At 71.2% G+C, this 26,869-nt stretch carries 22 protein-coding genes, 2 tRNA genes and 1 pseudogene; 19 read left to right on the plus strand and 6 right to left on the minus strand.

The features are described 5' to 3' along the window. The first annotated feature begins 305 nt into the window (after window positions 1–305). Window positions 306–1,137, plus strand: a pseudogene (locus ACQP09_RS17635) (IS5 family transposase). A 413-nt stretch (window positions 1,138–1,550) separates the two neighbouring features. On the opposite strand, the gene ACQP09_RS17640 reads toward ACQP09_RS17635, so the two are convergent. Beyond that, a complete protein-coding gene (locus ACQP09_RS17640) occupies window positions 1,551–2,891 on the minus strand; it encodes a tetratricopeptide repeat protein (protein ID WP_433400668.1) in 1,341 nt (446 codons plus the stop codon). Between the two features lie 149 nt (window positions 2,892–3,040). Here ACQP09_RS17640 and ACQP09_RS17645 point away from each other — a divergent pair, with 149 nt between their 5' ends. The 5 genes from ACQP09_RS17645 to ACQP09_RS17665 all read left to right on the plus strand — a co-directional run bounded on the left by ACQP09_RS17645 (window position 3,041) and on the right by ACQP09_RS17665 (window position 6,900). Further along, window positions 3,041–3,268: a hypothetical protein gene (locus tag ACQP09_RS17645; protein ID WP_079181489.1), complete on the plus strand. Its 228-nt coding sequence runs from the start codon at window positions 3,041–3,043 to the stop codon at window positions 3,266–3,268. Between the two features lie 466 nt (window positions 3,269–3,734). Beyond that, entirely contained in the window at window positions 3,735–4,760 is a 1,026-nt protein-coding gene (locus ACQP09_RS17650) for a hypothetical protein (RefSeq protein WP_433400671.1), read from the plus strand. Continuing rightward, window positions 4,757–5,206: a hypothetical protein gene (locus ACQP09_RS17655; protein ID WP_433400674.1), complete on the plus strand. Its 450-nt coding sequence runs from the start codon at window positions 4,757–4,759 to the stop codon at window positions 5,204–5,206. The genes ACQP09_RS17650 and ACQP09_RS17655 overlap by 4 nt, the downstream gene beginning before the upstream one ends. A gap of 26 nt (window positions 5,207–5,232) precedes the next feature. Further along, on the plus strand, window positions 5,233–5,949 hold the full coding sequence (locus tag ACQP09_RS17660; protein ID WP_433400677.1) for a class I SAM-dependent methyltransferase: 717 nt from the start codon (window positions 5,233–5,235) through the stop codon (window positions 5,947–5,949). 312 nt (window positions 5,950–6,261) lie between these two features. Continuing rightward, on the plus strand, window positions 6,262–6,900 hold the full coding sequence (locus ACQP09_RS17665; RefSeq protein WP_127468289.1) for a hypothetical protein: 639 nt from the start codon (window positions 6,262–6,264) through the stop codon (window positions 6,898–6,900). Between the two features lie 404 nt (window positions 6,901–7,304). Here the strand turns inward: ACQP09_RS17665 and ACQP09_RS17670 are convergent, their stop codons facing one another. Further along, window positions 7,305–8,201 carry a bifunctional DNA primase/polymerase gene (locus tag ACQP09_RS17670; protein ID WP_433400680.1) on the minus strand — a complete coding sequence of 299 codons (897 nt, stop codon included), beginning with the start codon at window positions 8,199–8,201 and terminating at the stop codon, window positions 7,305–7,307. Between the two features lie 102 nt (window positions 8,202–8,303). Here ACQP09_RS17670 and ACQP09_RS17675 point away from each other — a divergent pair, with 102 nt between their 5' ends. The 9 genes from ACQP09_RS17675 (at window position 8,304) to ACQP09_RS17715 (ending at window position 17,122) form a co-directional block, all read left to right on the plus strand. After that, complete coding sequence (locus ACQP09_RS17675; RefSeq protein ID WP_433400683.1) at window positions 8,304–8,849, plus strand: pyridoxamine 5'-phosphate oxidase family protein; 546 nt, start codon at window positions 8,304–8,306, stop codon at window positions 8,847–8,849. Between the two features lie 263 nt (window positions 8,850–9,112). Next, window positions 9,113–9,427, plus strand: coding sequence for a hypothetical protein (locus ACQP09_RS17680; protein WP_433400686.1), 315 nt, complete (start codon window positions 9,113–9,115; stop codon window positions 9,425–9,427). A 205-nt stretch (window positions 9,428–9,632) separates the two neighbouring features. Next, window positions 9,633–10,808 (plus strand): acyl-CoA dehydrogenase family protein, encoded by a 1,176-nt coding sequence (locus ACQP09_RS17685; protein WP_433400689.1) that lies wholly within the window; start codon window positions 9,633–9,635, stop codon window positions 10,806–10,808. Between the two features lie 161 nt (window positions 10,809–10,969). Beyond that, window positions 10,970–11,917 carry a bifunctional MaoC family dehydratase N-terminal/OB-fold nucleic acid binding domain-containing protein gene (locus ACQP09_RS17690; protein WP_433400692.1) on the plus strand — a complete coding sequence of 316 codons (948 nt, stop codon included), beginning with the start codon at window positions 10,970–10,972 and terminating at the stop codon, window positions 11,915–11,917. A 1-nt stretch (window position 11,918) separates the two neighbouring features. Further along, a complete protein-coding gene (locus ACQP09_RS17695; RefSeq protein ID WP_433400695.1) occupies window positions 11,919–12,950 on the plus strand; it encodes an acyl-CoA dehydrogenase family protein in 1,032 nt (343 codons plus the stop codon). Further along, window positions 12,947–13,399 (plus strand): MaoC family dehydratase, encoded by a 453-nt coding sequence (locus ACQP09_RS17700; protein WP_433400698.1) that lies wholly within the window; start codon window positions 12,947–12,949, stop codon window positions 13,397–13,399. The genes ACQP09_RS17695 and ACQP09_RS17700 overlap by 4 nt, the downstream gene beginning before the upstream one ends. Continuing rightward, the gene (locus ACQP09_RS17705) at window positions 13,396–14,562 is read left to right on the plus strand and encodes a lipid-transfer protein (protein ID WP_433400701.1); all 1,167 of its coding nucleotides are present in this window, start codon (window positions 13,396–13,398) and stop codon (window positions 14,560–14,562) included. Before ACQP09_RS17700 ends, ACQP09_RS17705 begins: the two co-directional genes overlap by 4 nt. A 180-nt stretch (window positions 14,563–14,742) precedes the next feature. Continuing rightward, on the plus strand, window positions 14,743–15,309 hold the full coding sequence (locus ACQP09_RS17710) for a SigE family RNA polymerase sigma factor (RefSeq protein ID WP_392071693.1): 567 nt from the start codon (window positions 14,743–14,745) through the stop codon (window positions 15,307–15,309). A 160-nt stretch (window positions 15,310–15,469) separates the two neighbouring features. Continuing rightward, entirely contained in the window at window positions 15,470–17,122 is a 1,653-nt protein-coding gene (locus ACQP09_RS17715) for a long-chain fatty acid--CoA ligase (protein ID WP_433400704.1), read from the plus strand. A gap of 84 nt (window positions 17,123–17,206) precedes the next feature. Here ACQP09_RS17715 and ACQP09_RS17720 read toward each other — a convergent pair whose 3' ends face one another. Together ACQP09_RS17720 and ACQP09_RS17725 are read right to left on the minus strand one after the other, a co-directional pair. Then, window positions 17,207–21,466: a PAS domain-containing protein gene (locus ACQP09_RS17720; protein WP_433400707.1), complete on the minus strand. Its 4,260-nt coding sequence runs from the start codon at window positions 21,464–21,466 to the stop codon at window positions 17,207–17,209. A gap of 236 nt (window positions 21,467–21,702) precedes the next feature. Beyond that, entirely contained in the window at window positions 21,703–22,266 is a 564-nt protein-coding gene (locus tag ACQP09_RS17725) for an SSI family serine proteinase inhibitor (RefSeq protein ID WP_432149357.1), read from the minus strand. A 293-nt stretch (window positions 22,267–22,559) separates the two neighbouring features. Here ACQP09_RS17725 and ACQP09_RS17730 point away from each other — a divergent pair. Then, a tRNA-Ser gene (locus tag ACQP09_RS17730) sits at window positions 22,560–22,650 on the plus strand. 214 nt (window positions 22,651–22,864) lie between these two features. Then, window positions 22,865–22,937 (plus strand) — tRNA-Arg (locus ACQP09_RS17735). Window positions 22,938–22,982: 45 nt separating this feature from the next. Here the strand turns inward: ACQP09_RS17735 and ACQP09_RS17740 are convergent. Beyond that, complete coding sequence (locus ACQP09_RS17740) at window positions 22,983–24,206, minus strand: NAD(P)/FAD-dependent oxidoreductase (protein ID WP_433400711.1); 1,224 nt, start codon at window positions 24,204–24,206, stop codon at window positions 22,983–22,985. A 93-nt stretch (window positions 24,207–24,299) separates the two neighbouring features. Next, entirely contained in the window at window positions 24,300–25,244 is a 945-nt protein-coding gene (locus ACQP09_RS17745) for an RNA polymerase sigma-70 factor (RefSeq protein WP_433400714.1), read from the minus strand. Between the two features lie 341 nt (window positions 25,245–25,585). Between ACQP09_RS17745 and ACQP09_RS17750 the strand changes: the two genes are divergently transcribed. After that, on the plus strand, window positions 25,586–25,972 hold the full coding sequence (locus tag ACQP09_RS17750; RefSeq protein WP_433400717.1) for a hypothetical protein: 387 nt from the start codon (window positions 25,586–25,588) through the stop codon (window positions 25,970–25,972). A gap of 176 nt (window positions 25,973–26,148) precedes the next feature. Beyond that, entirely contained in the window at window positions 26,149–26,847 is a 699-nt protein-coding gene (locus ACQP09_RS17755) for an excalibur calcium-binding domain-containing protein (protein WP_433400720.1), read from the plus strand. Window positions 26,848–26,869 lie beyond the last annotated feature (22 nt).

Here is a 26,869-nt window from a genome sequence, read left to right on the forward strand (position 1 = left end):
CGAAGCTATGGCGCCATGTACACGTGCTGCTTGGGCTAGGAAGGAGCCCAACGTGCGATTGTGATCAGTGACCGCCCACGGGTTGGGAGGAGGCTCCCAAAGGCTGTGCTCTTCTGGCGGGGAGGCTCGGTGCAGGGCGCCGGTGATCTGGATGAAGCATGGCAAAAACGGCTCATCCCTTTAGTCGAAGCAGCCGAAGGGGTGAGCTGTCCAAAATTTTCTCTACTGGATCAACGCGGTCCGCGGGCCGCGCGGCGGCCCTAGGCAGTGTCTTCAAATGATCACCGCTGGTGGATCATGGTGTCGTGATACGTCGCCATGAACTGTCGGATGCCGAGTGGGAGTTCGTCCGGCCGCTGCTGCCCGCGTCGTTGCGGGGACGCAAGCGGTTGGACGATCGCAGGGTCCTGAACGGGATCGTGTGGAAGTTCCGGACCGGGACGGCCTGGCGGGACGTGCCCGAGCGCTATGGCCCGTGGGCCACGCTGCATACGCGTTTCCGCAGGTGGGCGGCGGACGGGACGTTCGACCGGATGCTCCGCGCCGCCCAGGCGAAAGCGGATGCGGCGGGCGACGTCGACTGGCTGGTGTCCGTCGACTCGACGATCGTCCGCGCTCACCAGCACGCGGCCGGGGCCCGAAAAGGGGCTCCGCGACCCGGCCCTCGGCCGGTCAAGAGGCGGTCTGACCAGCAAAATCCACCTGGCCTGTGACGGGCGGGGCCGACCCCTGGCATTCGTGGTCACGGGTGGAAACACCAACGACTGCACCCGGTTCACCGCCGTGATGGAAGCGATCCGCGTGCCCCGGATCGGACCCGGCCGTCCCCGGGTCCGGCCCGATCACGTCCTGGGCGACAAGGGCTACAGCTCGAAGGCGATCCGCGCCTGGCTCCGTCGCAGGGGCATCGCCCACACGATTCCCGAACGGGCCGACCAGGCCCGCAACCGGGCCCGGCGAGGCAGCCGCGGAGGCCGCCCGCCGGCCTTCGACCGCGAGGTCTACAAGCACCGCAACGTCGTGGAACGGTGCTTCAACCGCCTGAAGCAGTGGCGCGGGATCGCCACCCGGTACGACAAGACTGCCGAGTCCTACGAAGCAGCTGTCACGCTCGCGTCACTCCTGATGTGGGCGTGACATTTGACGACAGGCCCTAGGCCGCCGACGGCTCCATGTCTCCGCTACCGCCCGCGACGGCCCCGGCCCGCTCGCGCCGCAAAAGCGCGAGAAGCGGGCAGCCAAACCCGTGAAGAACCTCGCCAGCCGCCCCACGACGAGCACGGCCAGCAGGAGCCGGATGCATGCCAAGTTCGCACCATTCACCGCGGATTGCCGTTCAACCAGCCGTAAGCCGGGCAGCCGGCCCCTGCCTATTCGTCCGGCGAGGCCGGAGGCAGTGCTCAGGCCGGGACAGGGGCGAGGTCGTGACGGATTGGGGAAGCGTGGCTGGGGTCGGTGGGTGGTTGCTGGAGACACACGTGGCGGGTGCTCGATCGGCGCACCCGTCGTCGTGGCTGGCTTTCTGTGGCTGAGGTCGCCACCGGCACGGGTCAGCTGACCAGGGAAGGCGGCGCGATCGTTCGTGCGCGGTCGTAGAGGTCCCGCGCAGTGGCGTTCTTCAGATGCGGCCGGAGTAGGCCGAACATGGTTCTGACCCGGTCGTCGGCTCGGCCGGACTGCACCATGGGGTAGTCGTCGAGCGCCTGATGCCAGGTGTCGCAGGCCGCTTCCAGGTGGCCGACCTCCAGTTGCCGTTCGGCCAGCATGGCGCGGTGGCGGACGCGGGCACGGCGAAAGACGCTGTAGCGCACCTTGTCGGACTGCTGCATGGCTTCGATGGCGCCGGAGACGTCGCCGAGTTCGTAACGCACCTGGCTGATGTGGTAGTTGAGCGAGGCCGGGTCGTACGATCCGAATGCCTTGCCGCGTGACTCGGCGCGGTCCATGGCGGTCTCGGCCTCCCGGATGTACCGCAGCGCCCGAGTCCGGTCGCCGGTCTGTGCGGAGGCGTGTGCTTGCTGGCCAGCGAGGAAGGCCAGCATGCGAGGTCCTGCTTTGGGGGAGGCGGCGGCTGCGGCGTCTGCCAGTTCCATGGCCTTGCCCCCGTGGCGGAGGTCGATGGCCTGGACGCTCATGCCGCGAAGAGTGGTGCAGTAGGTCAGGTGGTCCTCGGCGGTGCCCGCCAGTTCCAGTGCTTTGACGTAGTAGCGCTGCGCGAGGCCGTGCAGCCCCTCGTCCACGGCCATGTAACCGGTCAGGTACAGCAGGTCCGAAGCCGCGGACAGCATGGCCTTCCGTACGTCGGCAGGGGCATCGGCGCGCAGATAGGACGCCACAGTGTTCACCATGAACGAGGCGGCCATGGGGCGTGCGTGGCGACCACCGAACTGGTCGTCGAGTTCCGAGACGCGCTCGGTCATGGCGGTGACCATGTCCACTTCGTTCATGCCGATCCGGCGGGCGCGGCCGGACTGGACCGCTTCGGCACGGCCGATGACATCCGGCCACCCGGGAATCGTGAGGGCGACGGAGAACAGGCCGGCCCCCAGGACACTGCGGCGCGATGGGTCCATGTCCTGCCTCCCGAGGTCGATCAGCCCCTCCACGGTATCCGCGGCTGTCGGGGAGTGATCGCGGGGAACGGGCAGACCGGCCTCAGCGTGCGTTACGGGCCGCCCCAGACGCCGTGAGAGGGCTTCCAGGACGCACACCCGCACGGCTCCGCGAGGTACGGTGCCACCCAGCCAGTGGCTCACTGCCGACTCGTCGTATCGCAGGGGCGTGCCCATCTCGGTGCCCACGCGGTTCACCGCCCGCGCGAACTGGCGATAAGTCCAGCGGCTCTCGGCGAGCAGGCGCCCGAGCGCCCCGTTCGGTTCACGCGTGGCCATGCCCTCAACTCCCCGTGCCCTTGCGGACTTTCAAGGCTTTCAAGTCCCGGCGCTGCTGCAACGGTACCGCTGTGCGTGGCCACGCGGTTGCGTAGAGGCAGCAGGGAACGGCGAGACCTCGCCGCAGCCATCGTCTGAGGGGCTGAGGGATGAAAAGCGAAGCGCGGGCCCGACTGGCCCAGTTGACCGAAGAGCGGGGCGTGGACGGGGTGCTGAGGATCGACACCTACGAGGGCGCGGACCCGCCGCCGGGCTCGAACCTGTTCCCGCCGTGTGAGTGCCCGCAGCACAGCCGTCCCGAGCCTCAGGACGCCGCGGCCGAGATGAGCGCCGCCGTGCGCAGGGCGAACGAGCACAGTCGCGGCGAGCGGCTGTGAGGCGGTTAGCCGTAGTCGTCTGCCGCTACGCCGGAGCGCTGCTGATCATCACCATCTCCGCATCGGTCGGCTTCGTCCTGGGCGTGGCCGCCGCCTCCACCCCCACCTGACTTCTCGCTGCCACATCCAACCCCACGTGTGGCGAGGGAGGGCCCACCGCCGGAAGTGGTGGGTACCCGTCCGGCCGCCTTCTTCGTAAGGGCCGGCAGCCGGACGGGATCAACTCCGCAGCATCAGCTGCGGGGTCCGTTTCAACCGTAAGAGGAGAACGCGATGAACGTGGACGAGCTGTTCACCGGCGACCTGATCACCGGCGTCCCGGCTGTCGAGGCCACGCTGCTCGACAAGATGCCCGGCGGTGGCGACAACAACGGCGACCACTGCTCCAAGTGATCCAGGGCTGACGCCAGGCGGGGCGGGGTCGTTCGCGGCCCCGCCCCGCCGCATGACTTCGGAAAGGGACGACATGCTGTCGATGCGTCTGCGCCTGGCCGATCTCCAGGAGCCCCGATGGAGGCCGGAAGGAGGTCGCTGGGTCAACGGCGAAAGCTGGATCGAGCCTGCGAACGTGTCCACGCTGGTCATGGAGGTCCGCGACGACCAGGCGCCATGTGTGCGGATGAGGGTGAAGGAGTGCAAGCGGGGCGACGCCGACTTCGTCGAGGTCGTCATGACGGCCGGGGAAGCCCGTCTCACGGCGGGTGTCTTCGGCACGGCCCCGCTGTACCTGCTGGAGAAGGCCGGCGAGCTGCACGCGTCATGGGACGTGGCAGCACTGGCGCCGCATCTGTCGACTGACCGCCTGGTGCCGCGTGTCGTGGCGCGGACGCTGACCAGGCAGCATCGCTACACGTCCGAGACGTTGTTCAAGGGTGTCTACCGCCTCACTGAACGGGCGTCGGCCACGTTCACCGCTGCCGGACTCGGCATCCACTACCCGGAGCCCGCCGAACACGTCCTGGAGCCGCGCACGCTGCGGCCCGGTGTCGATCCACTCGCCATGCTCGACGAGTTGCTGACCGACGTGATCAGCGAAGCGCCGAGCGCTACGGGGTGCGTGGGCGTCGAACTGTCTGGCGGCGCAGACTCCGGGAACGTCGCCCTGGCCGTCAAAGCGGCGCGCTTTCCGCAGGTACACAGCTTCGGCTTACTGGTCGGGGGAAGCACCGGCAGGCAGCAGAGTGAGCGCCGTCAGGCGTACGCGGATCACTGCGGCTTCCGAGACGTGGCCATTCCCGCCATGCAGCACCCGCCGTTCTGCCCCGGTGGCGTGCGCGCTCTGCGCCGGCCGCATGATCCGGCCGGGGCGTTCTACCAGGAAGCCTTCGACGTCGTACGTGCCCAGCAGCCGCCCAGCGGTGCGAGGTCATGTTCACCGGCAGTGGAGGGGACGAGGTCAACGCCCACCACTCCAGGACGGATGCGGAACTGCCGACGCCGGAAGCCGTTCCGTGGCTCGGGCCGAAGGCGGTTCGGGCCCTGGGCGAGGTGAACGAGCACCTGGCGCCCACCCCCGTCCTGCCGGTGCCGACCCTGATGGCGTTCGGGATGCACAATCCCGGCTTTCTGCGGGCCGGAGTCTGGCCGGTGAGCCCGCTCGTACACCCGCGGATCGTCCGGTTCATGGAGCAGCTGCCTCACGAGTACAAGCGAGGCAAGACGCTGTTCCGTGAGCGGATCAGGCGGGCGGGACTGCCGGAGCCGGTGGCGTCGCCGGCCGAACCGGAGAACTTCCTGGCTGTCCTGGAGAAGGGGCTGCGCTCGTACGGCTTGCCCGTGCTGGACGACATGCTGAAGGAGTCCGTCCTGGTCGATCTCGGCTACGTTGACGGCCAGGCACTCGCTCAGGCCCGCAAGGGCGCCGAAGCCGCCCCGACCGTCCCTGATTTGCTGTGCGATGCCCTTGCCCTTGAGGTCGGACTGCGGAGCCTCATGTGACCAGCCACCACACGGAAGCGGAACCAGTGGAAGCGACGAACCTCCTCTACCGGGACCCGGCCCTGTACGACGTGATCCAGTCCGACAGCACCGGTGCCGGGATGTGTCAGACCCTGATCGAGACGCACCAGCCGGACGCCCGGACGCTGGTCGACTTCGGATGCGGCACCGGAAGGGATCTGGAGATCCTGGCCGAGCGCTTCGAGTGCATCGGCTTGGACCTCCAGCCCGGCATGGTCGACTACGCCCGCCAGGCCCGGCCGGAGCTGGACATCCGGATCGGAGACATGCGCACCGCACGACTCCGGCGGTGCATGGACGTGGTGACCTGCATGGGCAACAGCCTCGCCTACGTCCACGACAACAACGAGATCACCCAGGTCTTCGCCACCTTCGCGGCCCACGCCCACAGGGGCAGCCTGCTCATCCTGTGCTCCCCCGTCGCACCCATCACGGGGACCGATTCGATGACTGCCACGGTCGACACCCCGCGCGGCCCGGCGACCGTCACGATCCGCCATGAGTGGGACTTGCGGACCCAGATCAATACCATGCACCGGCATTGGGTACTCCCCTCCGGGGACGAGGCCCAAGACGAGATCCGCAGACGGGTGCTCTTCCCGCGCGAGCTCGAACAGTACGCGGGACGCGTCGGCTTCGAGATCCTGGACATGACCGACAGCTCCGGAGGCACGCTTACGCGGCCGACCGCATACACGGTGGCCCGGTACATCTGGTCATGATCGGCGACGAGGAGCTGACCGGCCCGCCACGGAGGGCGGCCGATTATTTGCGGCCCTTCTCGACCAGCCTCCCAGGACCTCAGACCAGTACGGCGAGAGGGATCTATTCGAGAGCTTTTCGTGTCAGTATGACGAAATCCTGCTACTGGTCGGCAACGCCATGTGGGTGTCCTGCCAAACGGTTGGGGTCCAATTGGCCTCAGGTCCAGCACTCTTCGCGCCGCTGAGACAGTTTGCTCGATGGCGGCTCACGGGGAGGCCCCATCATGCTTGTACGGTACCGGCGGTGCATGCGGGAGGAAGGGGAGGCGCATGTCTGAAGTGAGCCCGGAGGGGGCCGAGCCCGTAGCGAGTCCAGAGGGTTTCATGCTCGAAGGGAGGCGCCATGACTGGAAGATGGGGAGGATGCCTGCATCTGACCAGGACTGGGTCACTGAGTATCGGCTCCTACTCAAGCATGCAGACGGCCTACTGAATGTGTACGGGCGTCGGAGCGATGAGGTGGAAAGCCTCACGCAACAGGTATCTGTCCTTACGGACGAGGCACAGCAGTTGAGGGCTGCACGCGAGCAGCCCGCATTTCATCTCGGCAAGCGCCCAGAGACGCCCGAGGAGATCGACGCCGAAGTTCGACTTCGCGAGACCGAGCGGCGATGGGCAGTGGAACTTGAGGACCGCAAACACCGGGCTGATCTTGCCTTTCAGCAATCGGGGCTCGTTCGGCGCGCGGAAGGTGTTCGCGGCTGGGCCCTTGTTGCCGTGGTCTTTTCGATCATCGCCTCACCGTGGGTCGCCATGATCGCTGGGATCGCAGCGAAGGATTTCAGTCTCTACGTCACTCCGGTCACAGGGATCGCCGGGGCCATCATCGGGTACTGGTTCGGCCAAGGCCAGCAGAATGAACTACGCCCACCGACGATCGCCAACTCTCCGACTGCCCCAGGGAACTGAGCTCACGGAGACCGGTTCAAGTGACGGCAACGACGGCACGCAAGAGCCGTTGATCATGGTCGTCAGCGATCACCGTTGAAGAGGGCGAGGCCACCGCCCAACAGGCCGCCCTATCCTACGGTTCAAGAGGTTAGTTGTCGGGCCCGAGTGGCAAGCAGGGAGCTGAGCCGACCCAGTGGACCAGGTGTGGACCGCCGGTGGCGGCGCGGGGCCCGGATCGTACGGAACGACCAGGTCAGACACATACGGCAGGCTTCCCGCAGCACCCTCTTGAAAACCGTCGTGGCAGCGATGTCACCGTGGGTTCAAATCCCACACCCACCGCAGCGGGCCGGCGTCTGTGCCGGTCACAAGAGGCGCTTCGATTTCGGAGCGCCTCTTTTCGTTGTCCGCTGTTCGTCGTCTCAGTCGTCGCGCCCGCGCCCCCACGTCAGCCGCTCCGCCGAGGCGATCGCCGCACGCGCCTCCTGTTCCGTGAGGCCCGTGCGGATCGCTGCGGCGGTGAGGGCGTCGGCCAGGGCGTCGCCGAAGCCGTGTTCGTAGGCGCGGCAGGCGGCCCAGAACAGGCGGGTGTTGCGCTGGCCCTCGTGGGCTGCCAGGACGAACTGGATCAGGCCCTCGCCCCGGCGACCCGGGGGCGTTTCCTTACCGGGATGGCCGGGATGGCCGGGTTCGCGGCGTGGCGGGGTGAGGAGGCGGAGGAGCGCGCGGGGGCAGGGGGCCGGGGTGAGGTGGGCGGTGCCGGGGGCCAGGCGGTAGCGGCCGTGGGTGGTGACCGAGCCGGGGCCGACCAGGTAGCCGCCGCTGCCGCGGACGTCGATGCCGGGGGCCAGGCGGCCGGCCGAGTTGGGGACCGTGGTGTCGGCGGGGCCGGTGAGCCAGAGGTGGCGGCCGCCGCTCGGGGTGAGCACGGTGACCGTCGGCGGGATGGTGAACAGGTGCTGGAGTGCCAGCTGCTGAAGGGCGCCCACCGAGTCGTTGCCGTGTGCGGTGTCGATGTCCAGGTCGACGCCGATGAGCCGGTGCGGGGCGCGGCCGCAGGCGATGCCGTAGCCGGTGGCCCGGGGCGCGGCGGCGAAGAGGGCCCGGACGGCCGCGGGGTCCGTCGTCGCGTCGTGCACCCCGTGACCGGGCAGCCCGCACTCGCCCCGGCAGTGGACCGGCGGCCGCTCGCCGTGGTGCGGGGAGCGCAGCGCGGGGAGCTTGGTGGCGGACAGGGGGAAGACAGGGAGCCCGCGCCCGGCGGCGGAGAGCGCGTGGGCGAGGGCCAGGGTGGCGGTCTGCCGGTCGATGGTGGCCATGGTTTTAGTTTCGTACAAGAGTTCGAATAAGGGAAGTGGGGGTGAGCGTTGCCGGAACGGGCTGCGTAGCCTTGGTCGTAGTGAGCAAGGAAGGAGTTCCGCATGACTCCCCAGCAGCCCACGACCGAGCTCGACGCCCGCTACAGCTCAGCGCTCAACCCGCGGCCCGGTGCGGAGGACGTCACCGCCACCGACTGGGCCGAGGCGCAGAGGCGGCTGCGTGACGCCGAGGTCTTCTGGATCACCACCGTCCGGCCCGACGGCCGGTTGCACGTCACACCGCTGATGGCCGCCTGGCACGACGGGACGCTGTACTTCAGCACCGGCCCGGGCGGGCAGAAGGCGAGGAACCTGGCCGGCAACGCCCACTGCGCACTCACCACCGGGCACGGCTCACTCGCGGGAGGCCTCGACATCGTGGTCGAGGGCACGGCGGAGCAGGTGGCGGATCCGGCGCGGCAGGACGAGGCCATCGCCGCGTTCGAGGCGCAGTACGGCGACCACATCACCTCGCCGGAGGGCGCCTTCTTCGGCTTCGGCGACAGCATCCGCGAGGGCCGGGACCTGCTGTTCGCGGTGGCGCCCATCACGGCGTACGGCTTCGGGCACGACGGCCAGGTGTTCAGTCACACCCGGTACACCTTCTAGCGGGCCTCTGTTCGAAGGTGCCGGGGAAAGGCCTCGCCTTCGTTGTTCCGGAGGTCCGGAGGTCCGGAGGTCCGGAGGGGTTTATCGCCTCTTCTTCATGCTTGCGAGGGAATGGGGCGGCACAGCATGGTTCGCCGGGGATGTGCTGGGCAACTCTGGTTTCGCGACGTCGTGACCAGCACCGGGGTGGTCGGCCGACTTCCCCGGAACCAGCCGCACATGAACCAACTGAAGCCGGATTTCCGGTTCCTGGAGGAACTCACATGGCAAGCATCCGCACCGCTCGTGCTCTCGCCGCAGTCGCCGCGCTGCCCCTGACCGTCGCGCTCTGCGGCGGTGTGGCCCTGGCGGACAACGGCTCCTTCGCGAACGACGGATCGAACGCGGCTGTGGCGACGGTCGGCGGCAGTGGCGTCGGCGGCAGCAACTCGGGCAACTCGTCCACCACGCAGCAGCAGGCCGTCGGTGCCGGGGCGTCGAACCAGAACACCTCGGCCCAGGTCAGCGGCTCGGACTTCACCGCCATCGACCAGTCGGACCACAGCGTCGCCGTCAACTTCACCCCGTTCTTCTGGTGATGGGCCCGGCGGTCACGCCCTCTCGGTGATCGGGCGTCCGGGACCTTCCGGGGGGTGGGTTCCGGACGGCTGAACAGCAGCCCGTGCGGCGGTACTTCGGTACCGCGTACGGGCTGCTGCCGTTTCCCTTGACGCGATGAGCGGATCTGACGGATAGTCAGAAACCGTTACTCCGAAAGGATCCGCGTCCCCCGGAGGTCCCGCCGTGCACCTCGCCCCGACGGAGCGCCAGCAGCAGCTGCGTACCGAACTGCGCACGTACTTCGCGGCCGTGCTGCCCGAGGGCGGAGGCTGGCGCGACGACCCTGCTGAGCAGCGGCGGTTGCTGCGCAGGATCGGCGCCGACGGCATGCTCGGCCTCGGCTGGCCCGTCGCGTACGGCGGTCAAGGGCGCGGCGCCGACGAGCAGTTCGTCTTCTTCGACGAGGCGTACCGGGCCGGCGCCCCCGTCTCCATGGTCACCCTCAACACCGTCGGCCCGACCCTGATGAAGTACGGCACCGAGGAGCAGAAGGCGTACTTCCTGCCCCGGATCCTCAGCGGCGACCTCGTCTTCGCCATCGGCTACAGCGAACCCGAAGCCGGTACGGACCTGGCGGCGCTGCGGACCCGCGCTGTGCGCGACGGCGACGACTGGGTGGTCCACGGCCAGAAGATCTTCACCAGCAACGCCCAGCAGGCCGACTGGGTCTGGCTCGCCTGCCGCACGGACCCCGACGCGCCCAAGCACCGTGGCATCTCGATCATCCTCGTGCCGACCGACGACCCCGGTTTCTCCTGGACGCCGATCGAGACCGTGGGCGGGCTGACGACCACCGCCACCTACTACGACGGCGTACGCGTCCCCGCATCGAACCTCGTAGGCGCGGTGAACGACGGGTGGGGGCTCATCACCAACCAGCTCAACCACGAACGCGTCGCCCTCGCCGCCATCGGCATGCAGGCCGAGGACTTCTACGAGGAGGCCCTCGCCCACGCCCGTACCCCCGACCCCGCCACGGGGCGCCGCCGGATCGACGAGCCGTGGGTGCGCGCCCGGCTCGCGGAGGCGTACGCCCGGCTCGCGGCGACCCGGCTGCTGAACTGGCGGCTCGTCGGTGCCGTGGGGGCGGGCGCGCTGGCGCCCGGGGAGGCGAGCGGCGTGAAGTTCGCGGGGACCGAGAGCGCCGTGGAGGTGTATCGGATGTGCCAGGAGGTGGTGGGGGACGTCGGGCTGCTGCGGGGCGGGTCGGCCGGCTGCCTGGGCGGGAGCGGTGCCGACGGCGAGCTGGAGCGGATGAACCGGGCCGCGCAGATCAACACCTTCGGCGGCGGTGTGAGTGAAGTGCAGCGCGAGATCGTCGCGACCATGCGGCTCGGGATGACCCGGAGCAAGCGGTGAACCCGGGGGCCCCGGATGGTCCGGGCGACCCGAGAGACCCGGGTGGCCTGAGTAGCCTGAGCAACCCGGGTGACCGGAGAGATCTGAGCGGCCCGAGTCGCCCGGGTGGCCTGAGTGGCCTGAGCGGCCCGGGCGCCCCGGAGGCCCCGGGCGCCCCGACGGTGCAGGCCCGGGCCGGTACGCCCGACGACCCCCTGTACGAGCAGCTCGCCGCCTACGCCGGCCGTCCCGCCGCCACCGCCGCCACTGGCAAGGACCCCGTCAACGCGCCGATGATCCGCCACTGGTGCGAGGCCATGGGCGACACCTCGCCCGCCTACCGTGGCCCCGACGCCGTCGCCCCGCCCACCATGCTCCAGGCCTGGACGATGCGCGGGCTCACCGGAGAACCGGAGTCCGGCGACGCAACCGACGCCCGCTCGACCGCGTACGACGAACTCCTCCGCCTCCTCGACGGCGCCGGCTACACCTCCGTCGTCGCCACCGACTGTGAGCAGGAGTACCTGCGGCCGCTCCGCCCCGGCGACCTGATCACCTTCGACGCCGTCATCGAGTCCGTCTCCCCGCGCAAGACGACCAAGCTCGGCACCGGCTACTTCGTCACCACCCGGATGGACGTCCGCGCCGACGGCGAACTCGCCGGGACGCACCGCTTCCGCATCCTCAAGTACCGCCCGACACACCGCGCGAAGGACCTCCGCCCCCGCCCCGTCATCAACCGCGACAACGCCGGATTCTGGGCCGGGGTCGCCGAGCACCGCCTCCTCATCCAGCGCTGCGTGGACTGCGCCACCCTCCGCTTCCCCTGGCTCCCCGGCTGCAACGCCTGCGCCGGCCAGGAGTGGGACACGGTCGCGGCGAGCGGCGAGGGCACGGTCTTCAGCCATGTCGTGATGCACCACCCGTCCTTCCCGGCCTTCGACCCGTCGGGCGAGGGCGGCCCGTACGCCGTCGCGCTGATCGAGCTCTCCGAGGGCGTACGGATCGTCGGAAACGTGGTCGGTGTGCCGTACGACAAGGTCCGCGTCGGCCTGCCCGTACGGCTGGAGTTTCTGCGTACGGACCCCGAGCTGGAACTCCCGGTCTTCCGGGCGAGCGAAGGCGGTTGAGATGGACTTCACCCCGAACGAGGAGCAGTCAGCCGCACAAGGGCTGGCCGCGCGGATCTTCGGCGACCTGGCCACGCACGAGCGGCTGGCGGCGGCCGGGACGGGTACGGACGCCGAGCTGTGGAAGGAGCTGTGCGCGGCCGGGCTGCCGGGTGCGGTGGAGGACATCGGGCTGCTCGGCCTCGTACTCCTCCTGGAGGAGCAGGGCCGGACCACCGCCCAGGTCCCGCTGGCCGCGACCTGTGTGTACGGGCTCCTCGCGGTCGCCGGGCACGGTACGGCCGAGGAGCGGGAGCGCCTGCTGCCCGCGCTGCGTGACGGTACGGCGGTGGCGACGGGAGCCTTGCCGGTGCGCGGTGAAGTGAGGTCGGTGGAGGGGGCGTTGTCCGGGGTGGTGCCCTGGGTGCCGTGGTTGCGCGACGCCACCCATGTGCTGGTCGCCGACGCGGAGCGGGAGCTGTGGATCGTCGATGCGCGGGCGGCGGGCGTGAGCGTGGTGCCGGTGGAGACGACCGCACCCTGGTCGGCGGGGCGGCTCGGCCTTGACGGCGTACGGGGAGAATCCCTCGGTACGGGCCCGGAGGCGTACGCATCGGTCCTCGCCGCAGGCCGGACCGCCTTCGCCGGGCTCCAGGCGGGCGTCTGCGCGGGCTCACTCGCGCGCGCCGTCCAGCACACCACCACCCGCGAGCAGTTCGGCCGCCCGCTCTCCACCAACCAAGGAGTCCTGCTCCGCGCCGCCGACGCCCATATGGACACCGAGGCCATCCGGGTCACGGTGTACGAGGCGGCCTGGCGGTATGACCGGCAAAGGGATTACGCGGCACAGGCGTTGACCGCCGCCTGGTGGGGATCCGAGGCGGGGCGGCGGGTCGTGCACGCGGGACAGCACCTGCACGGCGGCACCGGGGCCGACCTCGACCACCCGGTCCACCGGCACTTCCTCTGGGGCCGCCAGTTGGACGCGTACCTCGGCTGCGGCGCCGAAATCCTGCAGGAACTGGGCCTGCTGATAGCGGGAGGCAGGCCGTGAAGGACGTGTACCGCGTCGGCGCCGAACTGCCGCCCCTGGAGATCCCCGTCACCCGCACCCTGATCGTCGCCGGCGCCATCGCGTCCCGCGACTACCAGGACGTGCACCACGATGCCGAACGGGCCCGGGAGAAGGGCTCACCGGACATCTTCATGAACATCCTCACCACCAACGGGCTCGTCGGCCGCTACATCACCGACCACTTCGGACCGACGGCCGTCCTCCGGAAGGTCGCGATCCGCCTCGGGGCTCCCACCTACCCGGGGGATGTCCTGCGGTTGTCCGGCCGCGTCGTCGCCTCGGAAAACATGGCCCTGGAAGGCGAGAACGACGCCCTTATAGAGAACGACGCCCTTATAGAGATCGCGGTGACCGGCGACAACCGTAGAGGGCGACACGTCACCGGAAAGGTCACCGTCGCCCTGCCCCAGGAGGCGCGGTCCCTATGAGCATCCGCAGGCCCGACTCCCTCGGCGGAAAAGCGGCCATCGTCGGCATCGGGGCCACCGAGTTCTCCAAGAACTCCGGCCGCAGCGAACTGAGGCTCGCCGTCGAAGCCGTCTCCGCCGCCCTCGACGACGCGGGCCTCACCCCCGCCGACGTCGACGGCCTCGTCACCTTCACCATGGACACCAGCCCCGAGATCACCGTGGCCCAGGCGGCCGGTATCGGGGAGCTGTCGTTCTTCTCCCGCGTCCACTACGGCGGCGGCGCGGCCTGCGCCACCGTCCAGCAGGCCGCCCTCGCGGTGGCGAGCGGGGTGGCCGACGTCGTCGTCTGCTACCGGGCGTTCAACGAGCGCTCCGGCCGCCGCTTCGGCTCCGGCGTCCAGCGGCGCGAGCCCACCGCCGAGGGCGCGGCGCTCGGCTGGAACCTGCCGTCCGGGCTGCTCACGCCCGCCTCCTGGGTGGCGATGGCGGCCCAGCGCTACCTGTACGCGTACGGGCTGGACCCCGAGGTCTTCGGACATGTGGCGGTGGCCGACCGGAGGCATGCGGCCCGGAACCCGGCGGCGTACTTCTTCGAGAAGCCGATCACGCTCGCCGACCACGCCGCCTCCCGCTGGATCGTGGAGCCGCTGCGGCTGCTCGACTGCTGCCAGGAGACCGACGGCGGCCAGGCACTCGTCGTGACCAGCGTCGAGCGCGCCCGCGACCTGCCCCGTCCGCCGGCCGTCGTCGTCGCGGCGGCCCAGGGCGCGGGCCGGTCGCAGGAGCAGATGACGAGCTTCTACCGGGACGGGCTGACCGGCCTGCCGGAGACCGCCGTCGTGGCCCGGCAGCTCTGGCGCAGCTCGGGGCTGGGTCCGGCCGACATCGACGTGGCGATCCTCTACGACCACTTCACGCCGTTCGTCCTGATGCAGCTGGAGGAGTTCGGTTTCTGCGGTCCCGGGGAGGGCGGTGCGTTCGTCGCGGCGGACGCGCTGCCCCTGAACACGCATGGGGGTCAGCTGGGGGAGGCGTACCTCCACGGGATGAACGGCATCGCGGAGGCCGTCCGGCAGCTGCGCTCCACCTCGGTGAACCAGGTGGCGGGGGCGGCGAGATCGCTGGTCACGGCCGGTACGGGGGTGCCGACGTCCGGGCTGATCCTCGGCGTGGACGGCTGAACGACCCCGGACGGTCCCGGGGGCGGACCCTTACGGCGGGGTGGTGGGACCCCTAAGGCCGGACGAGGGCCCGTCCACCTTCAGGAGGTGGAGGGTGAGCCGCCCCTACAACCTGAGGCGGACGGGCCTTCGGGACCTGGGGCCGATCCCCTCGGCGGGCCCCGCTCCTAGGTTGAGTACATGACCACGCCAGTCTGCACGGGCGCCTCCAGAGCGGCCTCCGCCACCGCCGCCGGCCACCACGCGCACACGCCGTACGCGTCGTTCTCCTCGTACGTCCGGGCCCGTGGCCCGGTCCTGCTGCGCACCGCGCGCTCGCTCACCGCGAACCCGTGCGACGCGGAGGACCTGCTGCAGACCGCGCTGGCCAAGACGTACGTGGCGTGGGAGCGGATCGAGGACCACCGGGCGCTCGACGGCTACGTCCGCCGGGCGCTGCTGAACACCCGGACCTCGCAGTGGCGCAAGCGCAAGGTCGACGAGTTCGCCTGCGAGGAGCTGCCCGAGCAGGGAGGCATCCCGGCGCCGGATCCGGCCGAGCAGCAGTCGCTGCACGACGCGATGTGGCGCGCGGTGCTCAAGCTCCCGGACCGCCAGCGCGCGATGGTCGTCCTGAGGTACTACGAGGACCTCAGCGAGGCGCAGACGGCCGAGGTGCTCGGGGTGTCGGTCGGTACGGTGAAGAGCGCCGTCTCCCGCGCCCTCGGCAAGCTCCGCGAGGACCCGGAGCTGACGCCGGTGCGCTGAGGACCACACAGCCCCCGCACCCCCCCGCCCACGTGCCCCGGACAGGCCCGCCCACGTGCCCCGGACAGGAATTTTCTCCCGCGAGTAGTGACATACCGCGTGGTATGTGCGCAGAATCAGCGCAACCCTACTGCCGCGTAGCGCCCACCGGGAGGACGCCGTGCTGAGCACCATGCAGGACGTACCGCTGACTGTCACCCGCATCCTGCACCACGGGATGACGATTCACGGGAAGTCGCAGGTCACGACCTGGACCGGCGAACCCGAGCCGCACCGACGCACCTTCGCCGAGATCGGCACCCGCGCGACCCAGCTGGCCAACGCGCTCCGCGACGAGCTGGGCGTCGACGGCGACCAGAGGGTGGCGACCCTCATGTGGAACAACTCGGCGCATATCGAGGCATACCTCGCGATTCCTTCCATGGGAGCCGTACTCCACACCCTCAACCTCCGGCTGCCGCCGGAGCAGCTCGCGTGGATCGTCAACCACGCGGACGACAAGGTCGTCATCGCGGACGGCACGCTGCTGCCGCTCCTCGTACCGCTCCTGCCCCACCTGCCGAGCATCGAGCACGTGGTGGTCTCCGGACCCGGCGACCGCTCGGCGCTGGCCGGGGTGGCGCCGCGCGTGCACGAGTACGAGGAGCTGATCGCGGGCCGCCCGACCACGTACGACTGGCCGGAGCTGGACGAACGCCAGGCCGCCGCCATGTGTTACACCTCCGGCACCACCGGCGACCCCAAGGGCGTCGTCTACTCCCACCGCTCCATCTACCTGCACTCCATGCAGGTCAACATGTCGGAGTCGATGGGGCTGACCGACAAGGACACCACGCTCGTCGTGGTCCCGCAGTTCCACGTGAACGCGTGGGGCCTGCCGCACGCCACGTTCATGAGCGGCGTCAACATGCTCATGCCGGACCGCTTCCTCCAGCCGGGCCCGCTCGCCGAGATGATCGAGCGCGAGCGCCCGACGCACGCCGCCGCGGTGCCCACCATCTGGCAGGGCCTCCTCGCCGAGGTCACCGCCAACCCGCGCGACCTCTCCTCCATGGCCAACGTGACCATCGGCGGCGCGGCCTGCCCGCCGTCGCTGATGGAGGCGTACGACAAGCTCGGCGTCCGGCTCTGCCACGCCTGGGGCATGACGGAGACCTCGCCGCTGGGCACCATGGCCCACCCGCCCGCCGGGCTGACCGCCGAGGAGGAGTGGCCGTACCGCATCACCCAGGGCCGCTTCCCGGCCGGTGTGGAGGCGCGGCTGGTCGGCCCGGCGGGCGAGCACCTGCCGTGGGACGGCGAGTCGGCCGGTGAGCTGGAGGTCCGGGGGCCCTGGATCGCGGCCGCGTACTACGGCGGGGCCGACGGCGAGCACCTGCGGCCCGAGGACAAGTTCAGCGAGGACGGCTGGCTGAAGACCGGCGACGTCGGCGTGATCAGCACCGACGGCTACCTCACCCTGACCGACCGGGCCAAGGACGTCATCAAGTCGGGCGGCGAGTGGATCTCCAGCGTCGAGCTGGAGAACGCGCTGATGGCCCACCCGGACGTCGCGGAGGCGGCCGTCGTCGCCGTACCGGACGAGAAGTGGGGCGAGCGGCCGCTGGCGACGGTGGTCCTCAAGGAAGGTGCCGCCGATGTCGACTACGAGGCGCTGAAGGCGTTCCTCGCCGAGTCGGGCATCGCCAGGTGGCAGCTGCCGGAGCGGTGGTCGGTGATCCCGGCCGTACCGAAGACGAGTGTCGGCAAGTTCGACAAGAAGGTGATCCGGAAGCAGTACGCGGCCGGGGAGCTGGACGTCACCCAGCTCTGAGGCGTCGGTTCCGGCCTTGGTTTCACGTGAAACAGGGCGGGGGCGGTACGGGAGTTCCCGTACCGCCCCCGCCTCTGTGCGTGGTCAGTTGGTGCCTATCTTCGCCAGCAGGTCGACGATCCGGGACTGCACCTCGTCGCTGGTGGACCGCTCCGCCAGGAAGAGAACGGTTTCCCCGGAAGCCAGCCGCGGCAGCTCCGAAGGGTCCATTCCGGCCGAGGTGTAGACGACCAGCGGCGTGCGGTTGAGCTGGCCGTTGGCGCGCAGCCAGTCGATGATCCCGGCGCGGCGGCGGCGTACCTGCATGAGGTCCATGACCACCAGGTTCGGCCGCATCCGGCCCGCCAGATCGACGGCCTCGCTGTCGGTCGCCGCGCGGGCGACCTGCATCGCGCGCCGCTCCAGGGTCTGCCCCAGCGCCGCCGCGATCTCCTCGTGCTCCTCGATCAGGAGGACGCGCGGCGGGTGCTGCTCGCTGTCGCGAGGTGCCAGCGCCTTGAGGAGGACGGCCGGGTCGGCCCCGTACGCGGCCTCCCGGGTCGCCTGCCCCAGACCGGCCGTGACCAGCACCGGAACCTCGGCGGCGACGGCGGCCTGGCGCAGCGACTGCAACGCCGTACGGGTGATGGGCCCGGTCAGCGGGTCGACGAAGAGCGCGGCGGGGAACGCGGCGATCTGGGCGTCGACCTCCTCACGGGAGTTGACGATCACCGGACGGTAGCCGCGATCGCTGAGCGCCTGCTGGGTCGGTACGTCGGGAGCGGGCCAGACGAGCAGCCGGCGCGGGTTGTCCAGCGGTTCGGGCGGCAGCTCGTCGTCGAGCGGGCGGGGCTGCGGCCGGTTGGCGACCTCGACGGCACCGCCGGGCCCGTCCAGCGGCTCCGGACCCTCGGCACCCTCGTCAGGCGCCCCTATGGCGTACGCACGCCCCTCGGCCACCGGAGGCGCCAGCAGCTGACCGGAGCCGGGGTGGGGGGCGGAAGGCCCTTGAGCCTCCTGGGGCTGTGCCTGAGGTGCCTGAGGTGCCTGGGGCTGCGCCGGAGCGGTCGGAGTGGTCGGACCGGCGGCGGGGCCCGTTCCGGTAGCGGGATCCGTTCCGGTGGCGGGCTGCTGGGCTGACGGGCGCTCACCCTCCGGCGGGGCGGCGAGCTTGCGCCGCCGGCCGGCACCGCCGAGGCTCTGCTGCTGGTTCGCCGGAGCGGGCTGGGCAGGCTGGCCGGGCTGGGCGGGCTGGCCGGGCTGGGCGGGCTGGTTCTGCTGGTGGGTGAGGTGCTGCGCGAACGGCACCCCCTGGCCCAGCGTCCGCACGCTGAACGCCCGCCCCTGCGTGGAGTCCGGGTTGACGCCCGCCGTCGGCTCCTCGGCCGGCAGCGGCTGCCGCCACGCGTCCGGTGTGGCGGGGGGCGCGCCGGAGTCGGCCGGGTGCGCCGCCGGAACGGCCCCGGTGCCGGTGGCGTGGGCGGTCTGCCCGTTGCCGCCCCAGGACCGGTCGTCCGGTGCGGGCCGGGAGGAGGCGTTCGGAGCGTTCGGGGCGTGCGGTGCGGCGGCCCAGGGCTGCTCGTCGGGCGCGGGGAGCGGCGTGTCCTGGTCCGAGGCGCCGGACCGATCGGCGGGAGGCGTCACGGGGTGGGCCTGCGGAGGCGTGTGACCGGCCTCGGGTGCGGTGCGCCCGTGGTGGCTCTCGTCGCCGGGAGGGGGTGCGGGGGTGGGGCCGGGGACCGGCACGTCCGGTGCCTGTACGGGGGCGGGTCCGGGCGCCTGTACAGGAGCGGGGCCGGGCGCCTGCACGGACGCGGCCGGGGCCCGGTCGGCGTCGGCGGGCGGCAGGGCGAAGGCGGTACGCGGACCGGCGTCGGCGGCGGTGCGCTCCTGGGCGGCGGCCAGCGCGCGGCGGGCCCGCCGCCCACCGGGCTGCTGCGCCGGGGCCTGGCTGAGCGCGAGGGCCTCCTCCTGAGGCTGGTGGCGCCCGTTCTGGCCGCTCGGGGCCTGCTCCGGGTCCGTACCGCCGCTTCCGCCACTACCGCCACTACCGCCGCTTCCTGCCGCGAGGGCGGGGAGCGCGGGGCGGTGTTCGCCCTCGCGCCGGGCCCGCCGGCCGGCGGGCGGTACCGGCTGCTGCGGGTCGGCCGGTACGCCCTGCGGCGGCACGGTCTGGCCACGCTGGGGCCGTCCGGCGCCCTGCGCACCTTCGGCCGCGGTGACGACGGACCCCTCGGAGGGCGCGGAGGACGCGGCGGACGTCAGCGCGAGGGCATGCCGCTGGGGCTGCTGAGGCTGGGCCTGCTGATCACGCTGCTGAGGCGGTTCGAGCTGGGCCGGGCCGCTCTCCGCCGTACCGTTTCCGGCCGCCGCCGCGCTCTCCGCCGGACTGGGCCGTCCGCGCCGGCGCCCCGACCCCTCGCCCTGCTGGGCCGGGATCAGCTCGGGAGCCGTCTCCTCGGCCGCCGCGGCCCCACGGCGCGCCCGGCGCCGCCCGGTCGGCTCGGCGACAGGACCGTCCGCCGGGCCGTCCGCGGCCTCGGCCTCGGGCGCGCCACCGGGACTGTCCAGGAACGCGTCGGTCGACGACCGGCGCGCGCGCCGGCGCCCGCCACTGGTGACGCCCGGCGCCCCGAGACCCTCGGCAGGCGCGGCCGGGGAGGGCGCGGGATCGAGTGCGGGCTCCACCGGCACGTCCGGCGGCACGATGGTGCCCGAGCCGGCGCCGATCGGGATGTCGAGAACGTACGCACTGCCGCTCATGCCCGGCATCTCGTGCGTCTGGAGCACACCGCCGTGCGCCTGGACGATGCCGCGCACGATCGGCTGGTGCACCGGGTCGCCGCCGGCGAACGGCCCGCGCACCTCGATCCGTACGACGTCACCGCGCTGGGCGGCGGCCACGACCACGGTCGAGTCGACGTATCCGCCGCCGGGGACGGCCCGGGCCTTGCCGGTGGAGTCGACGCCGCAGACGTCCGCGACGAGGTGGGCGAGGGCGGTCGCGAGCTGACGGGCGTCGACCTCGGCCTCGATGGGCGGGGCGTGCACGGCGAACTGCGCGCGCCCGGGGCCGATCAGCTCGACCGCTCCGTCGATCCCGCCCGTCACGATCCCGTCGACCATCGCGGGACCCTTGTGCAGCCCGTCCACGCCCGCGTCGAGGCGCTGGTAGCCGAGCACGTTGTCGACGAGCGTGGTCATCCGGGCGTACCCGGCGGCGAGGTGGTGCAGGATCTGGTTGGCCTCGGGCCACAGCTGCCCGGCCGGGTCGGCGGCGAGCGTGGACAGCTCACCGCGCAGCTCCTCCAGCGGCCCGCGCAGCGAACCGCCGAGCACGGCCGTCAGCTGCGAGTGCTGGGCGCCGAGGGAGGCGAGCAGCTCGGCCTGACCCTCGATCTCGGCGGCGTACCGCTCGGTCCGGTCGGCCAGCTCGGCCGCGTGCGCCTCCTTGAGCGCCTCCAGCTCGGCTGCGTGCGCTTCCTTCAGCGCGGTGACCTCGTCGGAGTGGCTGGTGGTCAGCTCGGCGACGACGTTCTTGTGCTGGGCGGAGAGCTCCTCGTACGGCCTGCGATCGGTGAAGGTCATCACCGCGCCGACGAGCTGGTCGCCGTCCCGTACGGGCGCGGTCGTCAGGTCCACGGGCACCTGGGCGCCGCTCTTGGACCAGAGCACCTGGCCGCGCACGCGGTGCTTGCGCCCGGACTTGAGCGTGTCGGCGAGCGGCGACTCCTCGTACGGGAACGGCTCGCCCTCCGCCCGCGAGTGCAGGATCAGCGGGTGCAGCTCCTGGCCGCCGAGGTCGCTGGCCCGGAAGCCGAGGATCTGGGCGGCGGCGGGGTTGACGAGGACGACGCGCCCGTCCGTATCCGTGCCGACGACGCCCTCGGAGGCGGCGCGCAGGATCATCTCGGTCTGGCGCTGCGAACGGGCCAGCTCGGCCTCGGTGTCGACCGTGCCGGAGAGGTCCCGTACGACGAGCATGAGCAGCTCGTCGCCGGTGTAGCTGGAGTGGATGTCGTTGTACGCGGCCTGGCCGCTGTCCAGGCTGGCGCTGGTGACCTCGACCGGGTACTCGTGCCGGTCGGTGCGGCGCGCGATCATGCGCGTCGGCTTGGTCCTGCCCTGCTCGTCCGCAGCCTCGGGTCGGCGCATCGATCCCGGGATCAGCGTGGAGTCGAACTCCGGCAGCAGATCCAGCAGTCCGCGACCGACGAGCGCGGTGCCCGGGGTCTCGAACATTTCGAGGGCGATGGCGTTGGCGTTGACGACCGTGCCGTTGCAATTGACGAGCAGGAGCCCGTCCGGAAGGGCATCGAGTATGGCTGCGAGGCGAGCAGTGCCTCGGGATGGCCTGCTGCTCACGACGACGCTTCCTCCCTGATTACCGCACCTTGCCGACAGCGGGCCCCATCTTGCCCCTCGGGCCGCAGACTGTCACTGGAGGAGTCTAAGGCCAGGCGAGGGCCCGGGGGCGGCGGATGAGGGGGAGCTCTCACCAAGGTTCTGTGCACGGCGTGTACGCCGGTGGCCTGTGACGTGAGCGTCCGCGCACCGTGTGACGTGCGCGGACGCCTGGCGGAACGGGCCCTGCCGAAGCCCTACCGAAGATCGGGGAGCACCGGAACGAGGTTGTTCCAGCGCGCGATCTCGCAGCCGTCGCCCCGGGTCACGGTGGTGTCCACGGGCCGGCCCTCCCAGGTCCCGACGATGCGGGCGGAGGCGTCGCCGCCGTAGATCATGGTGCACATGGTGCCCTCGGGCGCCGCCCGGAACAGCTCCGGCCCCGTCCGCGTCGCCCCGACCTCCGCGAGCCGGTCGCAGGCGCCCTGCCGCTCCGGGTGGGTGCCTCCGGTGGGCCCGCAGGTCAGCTCGAACGTCCCGTCGGCGCCGGCGACCCCGGAACGCTCCACGGTGACGGTGAGCCGGGTTCGCGCGGCGGGCTTCTCCTGGCCCACACCGCTGCCGCCGTCCAGGAACGAGGGCAGTGGCGGAAGCGGCACGGGCAGCGGCCCGAGCGCCGGGAAGGCCGAGGAGAGGGGTCCGGCGGTGGGCACGGCGGACGGCACCGGACCGGTGGCGGTCGCGGAAGCGGTCGCCGCGGGCGCGGTGACGGACAGCGCGGCGAGCGTGACGACGGCGGTGAGGGCGAGACGGCGCAACATGCGGGCTCCTGTATCTCCGCACCACGGTCACGGACGACCGGGGACGCGGCGGATGACGAGGCGGGCGGTGGGGTGGTTCGCGGCGGGCCGACCGCTCCCGGCCGCCCCCGACCGACGGAGGCCGAAACCTCCACGCCTCTCTAACGCCTCTGCGGCCCGGACGTTGCGCCACCACGCCGAAGTGCTTTGCCCTGGCCCCCGCCCGGCTAGTAACGTGAGCGGCGATTGGTGACACGACGTTCGACTGTGTCATCATCTGCACGCACCACTCGCGTCCGCGCGAGGTGTGTGGAGGAGGCGTCGCCTAGTCCGGTCTATGGCGCCGCACTGCTAATGCGGTTTGGGTCTTAAAGCCCATCGAGGGTTCAAATCCCTCCGCCTCCGCTCCACCCCGAAGCCCCGTGCCCCTGGCACGGGGCTTCGGCCGTTCCCGACCGGATCCCGTGTGCGGCCGTGGTCAAGGGGGTGGCCGAGATCGGCCCCAGAAGGGTGTTTCCGCAGCTCAGAGGTGGTGCGGACAATGGATTTCGCGTCACGGCGCAGGTCATGTAATGTTGTTCCCGCAACGCCGACCAGGCAGAAAAGCCCGGAACGCCAAGCACTCGTAGCTTAACGGATAGAGCATCTGACTACGGATCAGAAGGTTGCAGGTTCGAATCCTGCCGAGTGCACAGCAGGTCAGAGGCCCCCAGGAGAGATCCTGGGGGCCTCTCGCGTTATGCGGCGTTCGCGGTGGTCGGGTGCTGCGCGGGAGTCTGCTGTTGTACGACGCCGCGGCGCCGGGTCGGCTTGCCCAGGGTGGGGTTGGCGACGGCCCAGGCCGCGCCCTTGCAGACCACTTCCTTGTAGAGGGCGGCCAGGCGGCCGGTGAGGGCGGTGGGGCGGGACCGGTCGTCGGCGGTGACGTACTGGATCAGGCCCTCCTTGCGGCCCAGGGAGATGCACTGGTTGAAGTAGCGGAGCGGGATGGTCGGGGACGTGGTGCCGGTCAGGCGGGCCGCGATGGCGTCGGCGGCCTGCCAGGCGGTCGGGCCGCCCGTGGCGCAGGCCATGCGCAGGGGCTTGTCGTTGGGGCCCATCACCAGGGCCGCGTCGCCGATGGCGTACACGTCCGGGTGGGAGAGCGAGCGCATGGTGGCGTCCACCTCGATCCGGCCCATGGCGTCGATCTTCAGCGTGGTCGCCTGGGCGATCGGGTGGACCGCGAAGCCGGTTGTCCAGATCGTGACCGTTGCGGGGATGTCGCCCGCAGTGGTGGTGACGTGGTCCGCTTCCACGGCGGTGACCGTCGTGTGTTCGTGGACCGTGATGGCCAGCTTGACGCAGACCTTGCGCAGGTGGCGGCGGCCCTTGGGGGAGAGCCAGTCGCCCAGAGCGCCCCGGGCGGCGAGGGCCACGTTCAGGTCGGGGCGGGCCTCGGCGATCTCGGTGGCCGCCTCCAGGCCGGTGAGGCCGCCGCCGACGACGACCACGGGCTCCCCTGCGGCCAGGGCGGCCAGGCGTTCGCGTAGTCGGAGGGCGCCGGGGCGGCCGGCGATGTCGTGGGCGTGTTCGGCCGTGCCGGGGACGCCGTGGGTGTTCCAGGTGCTGCCGAGGGCGTACACGAGGGTGTCGTAGGGGAGTTCCTCGGTGGCCTGCTCGTCCGTGACGGTGATCGTCCTGCGGTCCGCGTCCACGGCCGTCACCCTGGCGAGCCGCAGCCGGACCCCCGTACCCGCGAACATCTCGCTGAACGGGCGAGGCCTCAGCTCCTGGCCGACCGCCAGCTGGTGCAACCTCACCCGCTCGACGAAGTCCGGCTCCGCGTTGACGAGGGTGATGGCGACGTCCTCGCTCCGCAGCCGCCTGGCGAGGCGACCGGCGGCGATGGCTCCGGCGTATCCGGCTCCTACGACGATGACGCGGTGCTGCCCGTGGGATCCGTGCTGTCCGTCCTGCATGACCTGTCTCCTGTCTCGCGCGGGTTCGCCCCTTGAACCGGGCAGCCCGTCGTTTCCTGACAGGTGGGTGATGTGACCTGCGTCACGTGGTCGTCAGAAGGCGTTGAACAGGGGGTCGCCGTGGTCGGTGGCCGACCACTGCCTCGTCGCGCGTTCGAGCTTGTCGGGGTTGGCCTGGCTGCGGAACGCGGCGATGCCCTCCGCGGTGATCTCCACACACAGGACGCCGATGACCCGGCCGTCGAGGACGACCACGATGGCCGGGGCGCCGTTGGCGGATGTGAGGTGAACCTCGGGGGAGCCGCCGACCAGATTGCGCTTGGCCTTGCTGGGCTTGAACAGCCCCCGCATGAACTTCGCGACCGCGAGCGCGCCCTGGAACGGCGTGGTGCGCGCCGGGACCTTCCCGCCGCCGTCGCCGATCGCGATGACGTCCGACGTGAGGAGCCGGACGAGCGGCTCGGTCCGCCCGCTGGTGGCCGCGGTGAGGAACTCCTCGACGATCCGCCGGGCGGCGGCCTCGTCGATCTCCGTACGGGCCTTGCCCTGCGCGACGTGCTTCTTGGCGCGGTGGAAGATCTGCTGGCAGGCGGCCTCGGTGATGTCCAGGATCTCCGCGATCCGCCGGTGCGGGTAGTCGAACGCCTCCCGCAGCACGTACACCACCCGTTCGTTCGGCGAGAGGCGCTCCATGAGGGCGAGCACGGCGTACGAGACCGACTCGCGCTGCTCGGCGGTCTCGGCCGGGCCGAGCATCGGGTCCCCGGCGAGCAGCGGTTCGGGCAGCCACTGGCCGACGTACGACTCGCGGCGGGCGCGGGCCGAGGTGAGCTGGTTGAGGCAGAGGTTGGTGAGGACCTTGGTCAGCCAGGCCTCAGGCACCTCGATGCGGTCGATGTCGGCGGCCTGCCACCGCAGGAACGTGTCCTGTACGGCGTCCTCGGCATCGCTCGCCGAGCCGAGCAGCCGGTAGGCGATGGCCTCCAGGCGGGGCATGGAGGCCTCGAACCGGTCCATGTGGGTCCGCGTCAGAGCCATGGGCCGGATCCTACGCTCGCGGGTGCGTGAAGCCCGCGTGTGCGTGAAGCCCGTCGGTGCGCGGAGCCCGCCGGTGCGTGAAGCCTTCGGGGCGCCGCCGACCCCCTGTACCGTCGGGGGCGAAGGCGCCGGCGTCCTCGCCTCACGCGGGGACGGTACGGCTCCATGTCGGTCGGGGGGCGACTGAAGTGATGAACCGTTATGCCAGGACGGGCCGTTGGGCAGCTCTGCTGTCTCTTTCCGTAGTTACGTTGTTGGGCGCGGGGGCCTGCAGTGGGGGTGGGGAGGCCGGTGCGACGCCGCCGTCCTCGCCCTCGTCCCGGGACGGTGAGCCGGTCGGCGTGACGCCCGGCGCGACGACCGTCGCCGACGAGGCCAAGGCCGTCCTGGAGGGGCTTCTCGTCGAGCGGGAGTCCCTCGGCGGAGGGAGCGGCGAGCTGGCACCGCAGTTCGGCAACACCCACCCCGCCGTCCCCGACGGCGTGGTGAGCGTGACCTTCGTCTTCACCTGCACCGGCGGTGGCGAGGTGAAGCTGCGGAACGAGGCCGGAGGCAAGGACGTGCCGTCGGCCGCCGGGACGCAGACGTGCGACGGCTCGCTCTTCCAGACGCGTGTGGACGTGCCCGAGCCTGATGCGTCCATCGGCTTCACCGCCACACCGGTGGAGGAGTCCGCGGACGGCGGGTACGCCTACGCCTATTACGTGGAGAAGGAGAACCTCCCGTAGCCGGGCGGGACTCCGCGCACCGCGTGTGAGGGCTTTCCGACCAAGATCGAGGGGCGGGTGCCTCCGGTCGGGAGGAAGCTGGAAGGAGAACACTCCTCTCGGGGCTTCTCGGCGAGGTGATGGGTGTGAGCGGGCTTTTTCGGTCGGGCGTGCGGAGCGCGGGATGCGCTGTGGTCGTGGGAGCCGTCGGGATCGTCGGTGCCGGGGCGTGCGCCGGGGGCGGCGGGACCGACGGGGGTGCCGCCCCCGTCTCGACCTCCGTGGCCGCACCCGCCTCCACCTCTCCCGCCTCCTCGGCTCCGGCCGAGGTGACCGCCACGGTGACCAGTACCGTCACCGCCTCTCCGGAGAACACCGCGTCCTCTCCGGAGAGGAGCGCGCCGCCTCCGGCGCCGTCCACGTCGAGCACCCTGAGCGCGGAGGCGACCGTGGTCGCCTACTTCGACGCCATCAACTCCCGCGATTACCGGGAAGCTTGGGAGCTGGGCGGCAAGAACCTCGGCGGCGAGTACGGAGCCTTCGTCGACGGTCTCGCCGGGACGGAGCGGGACACCGTCCGGATCCTCGGCGTGGAGGGCAGCACGGTCCGGGTTGAGCTGGAGGCGCTCCAGACCGACGGCAGCGTGAAGGTGTTCGAAGGGGCCTATGCGGTTCGGTCGGGCGTGATCACCGATGCCGATGTGCGGGAAGTGACCGAGCCGGAGGACGGAACCGCCCCGCCGGGCGAGGAGACCGGGGACGTGTACTACGAGAACTGCGACGCCGCCCGGGACGCCGGAGCCGCGCCCTTGCGGCCGGGCGATCCCGGGTACGGGGACCACCTGGACCGCGACAGCGACAGGACCGCCTGCGAGCCGTATGTCCCCCTCCCCTGAGGGCGCTCGTGCGTCGGTGGAA

The sequence above is a fragment of the Streptomyces sp. CA-146814 genome (assembly GCF_050942385.1).
Classification (GTDB): Bacteria; Actinomycetota; Actinomycetes; order Streptomycetales; family Streptomycetaceae; genus Streptomyces.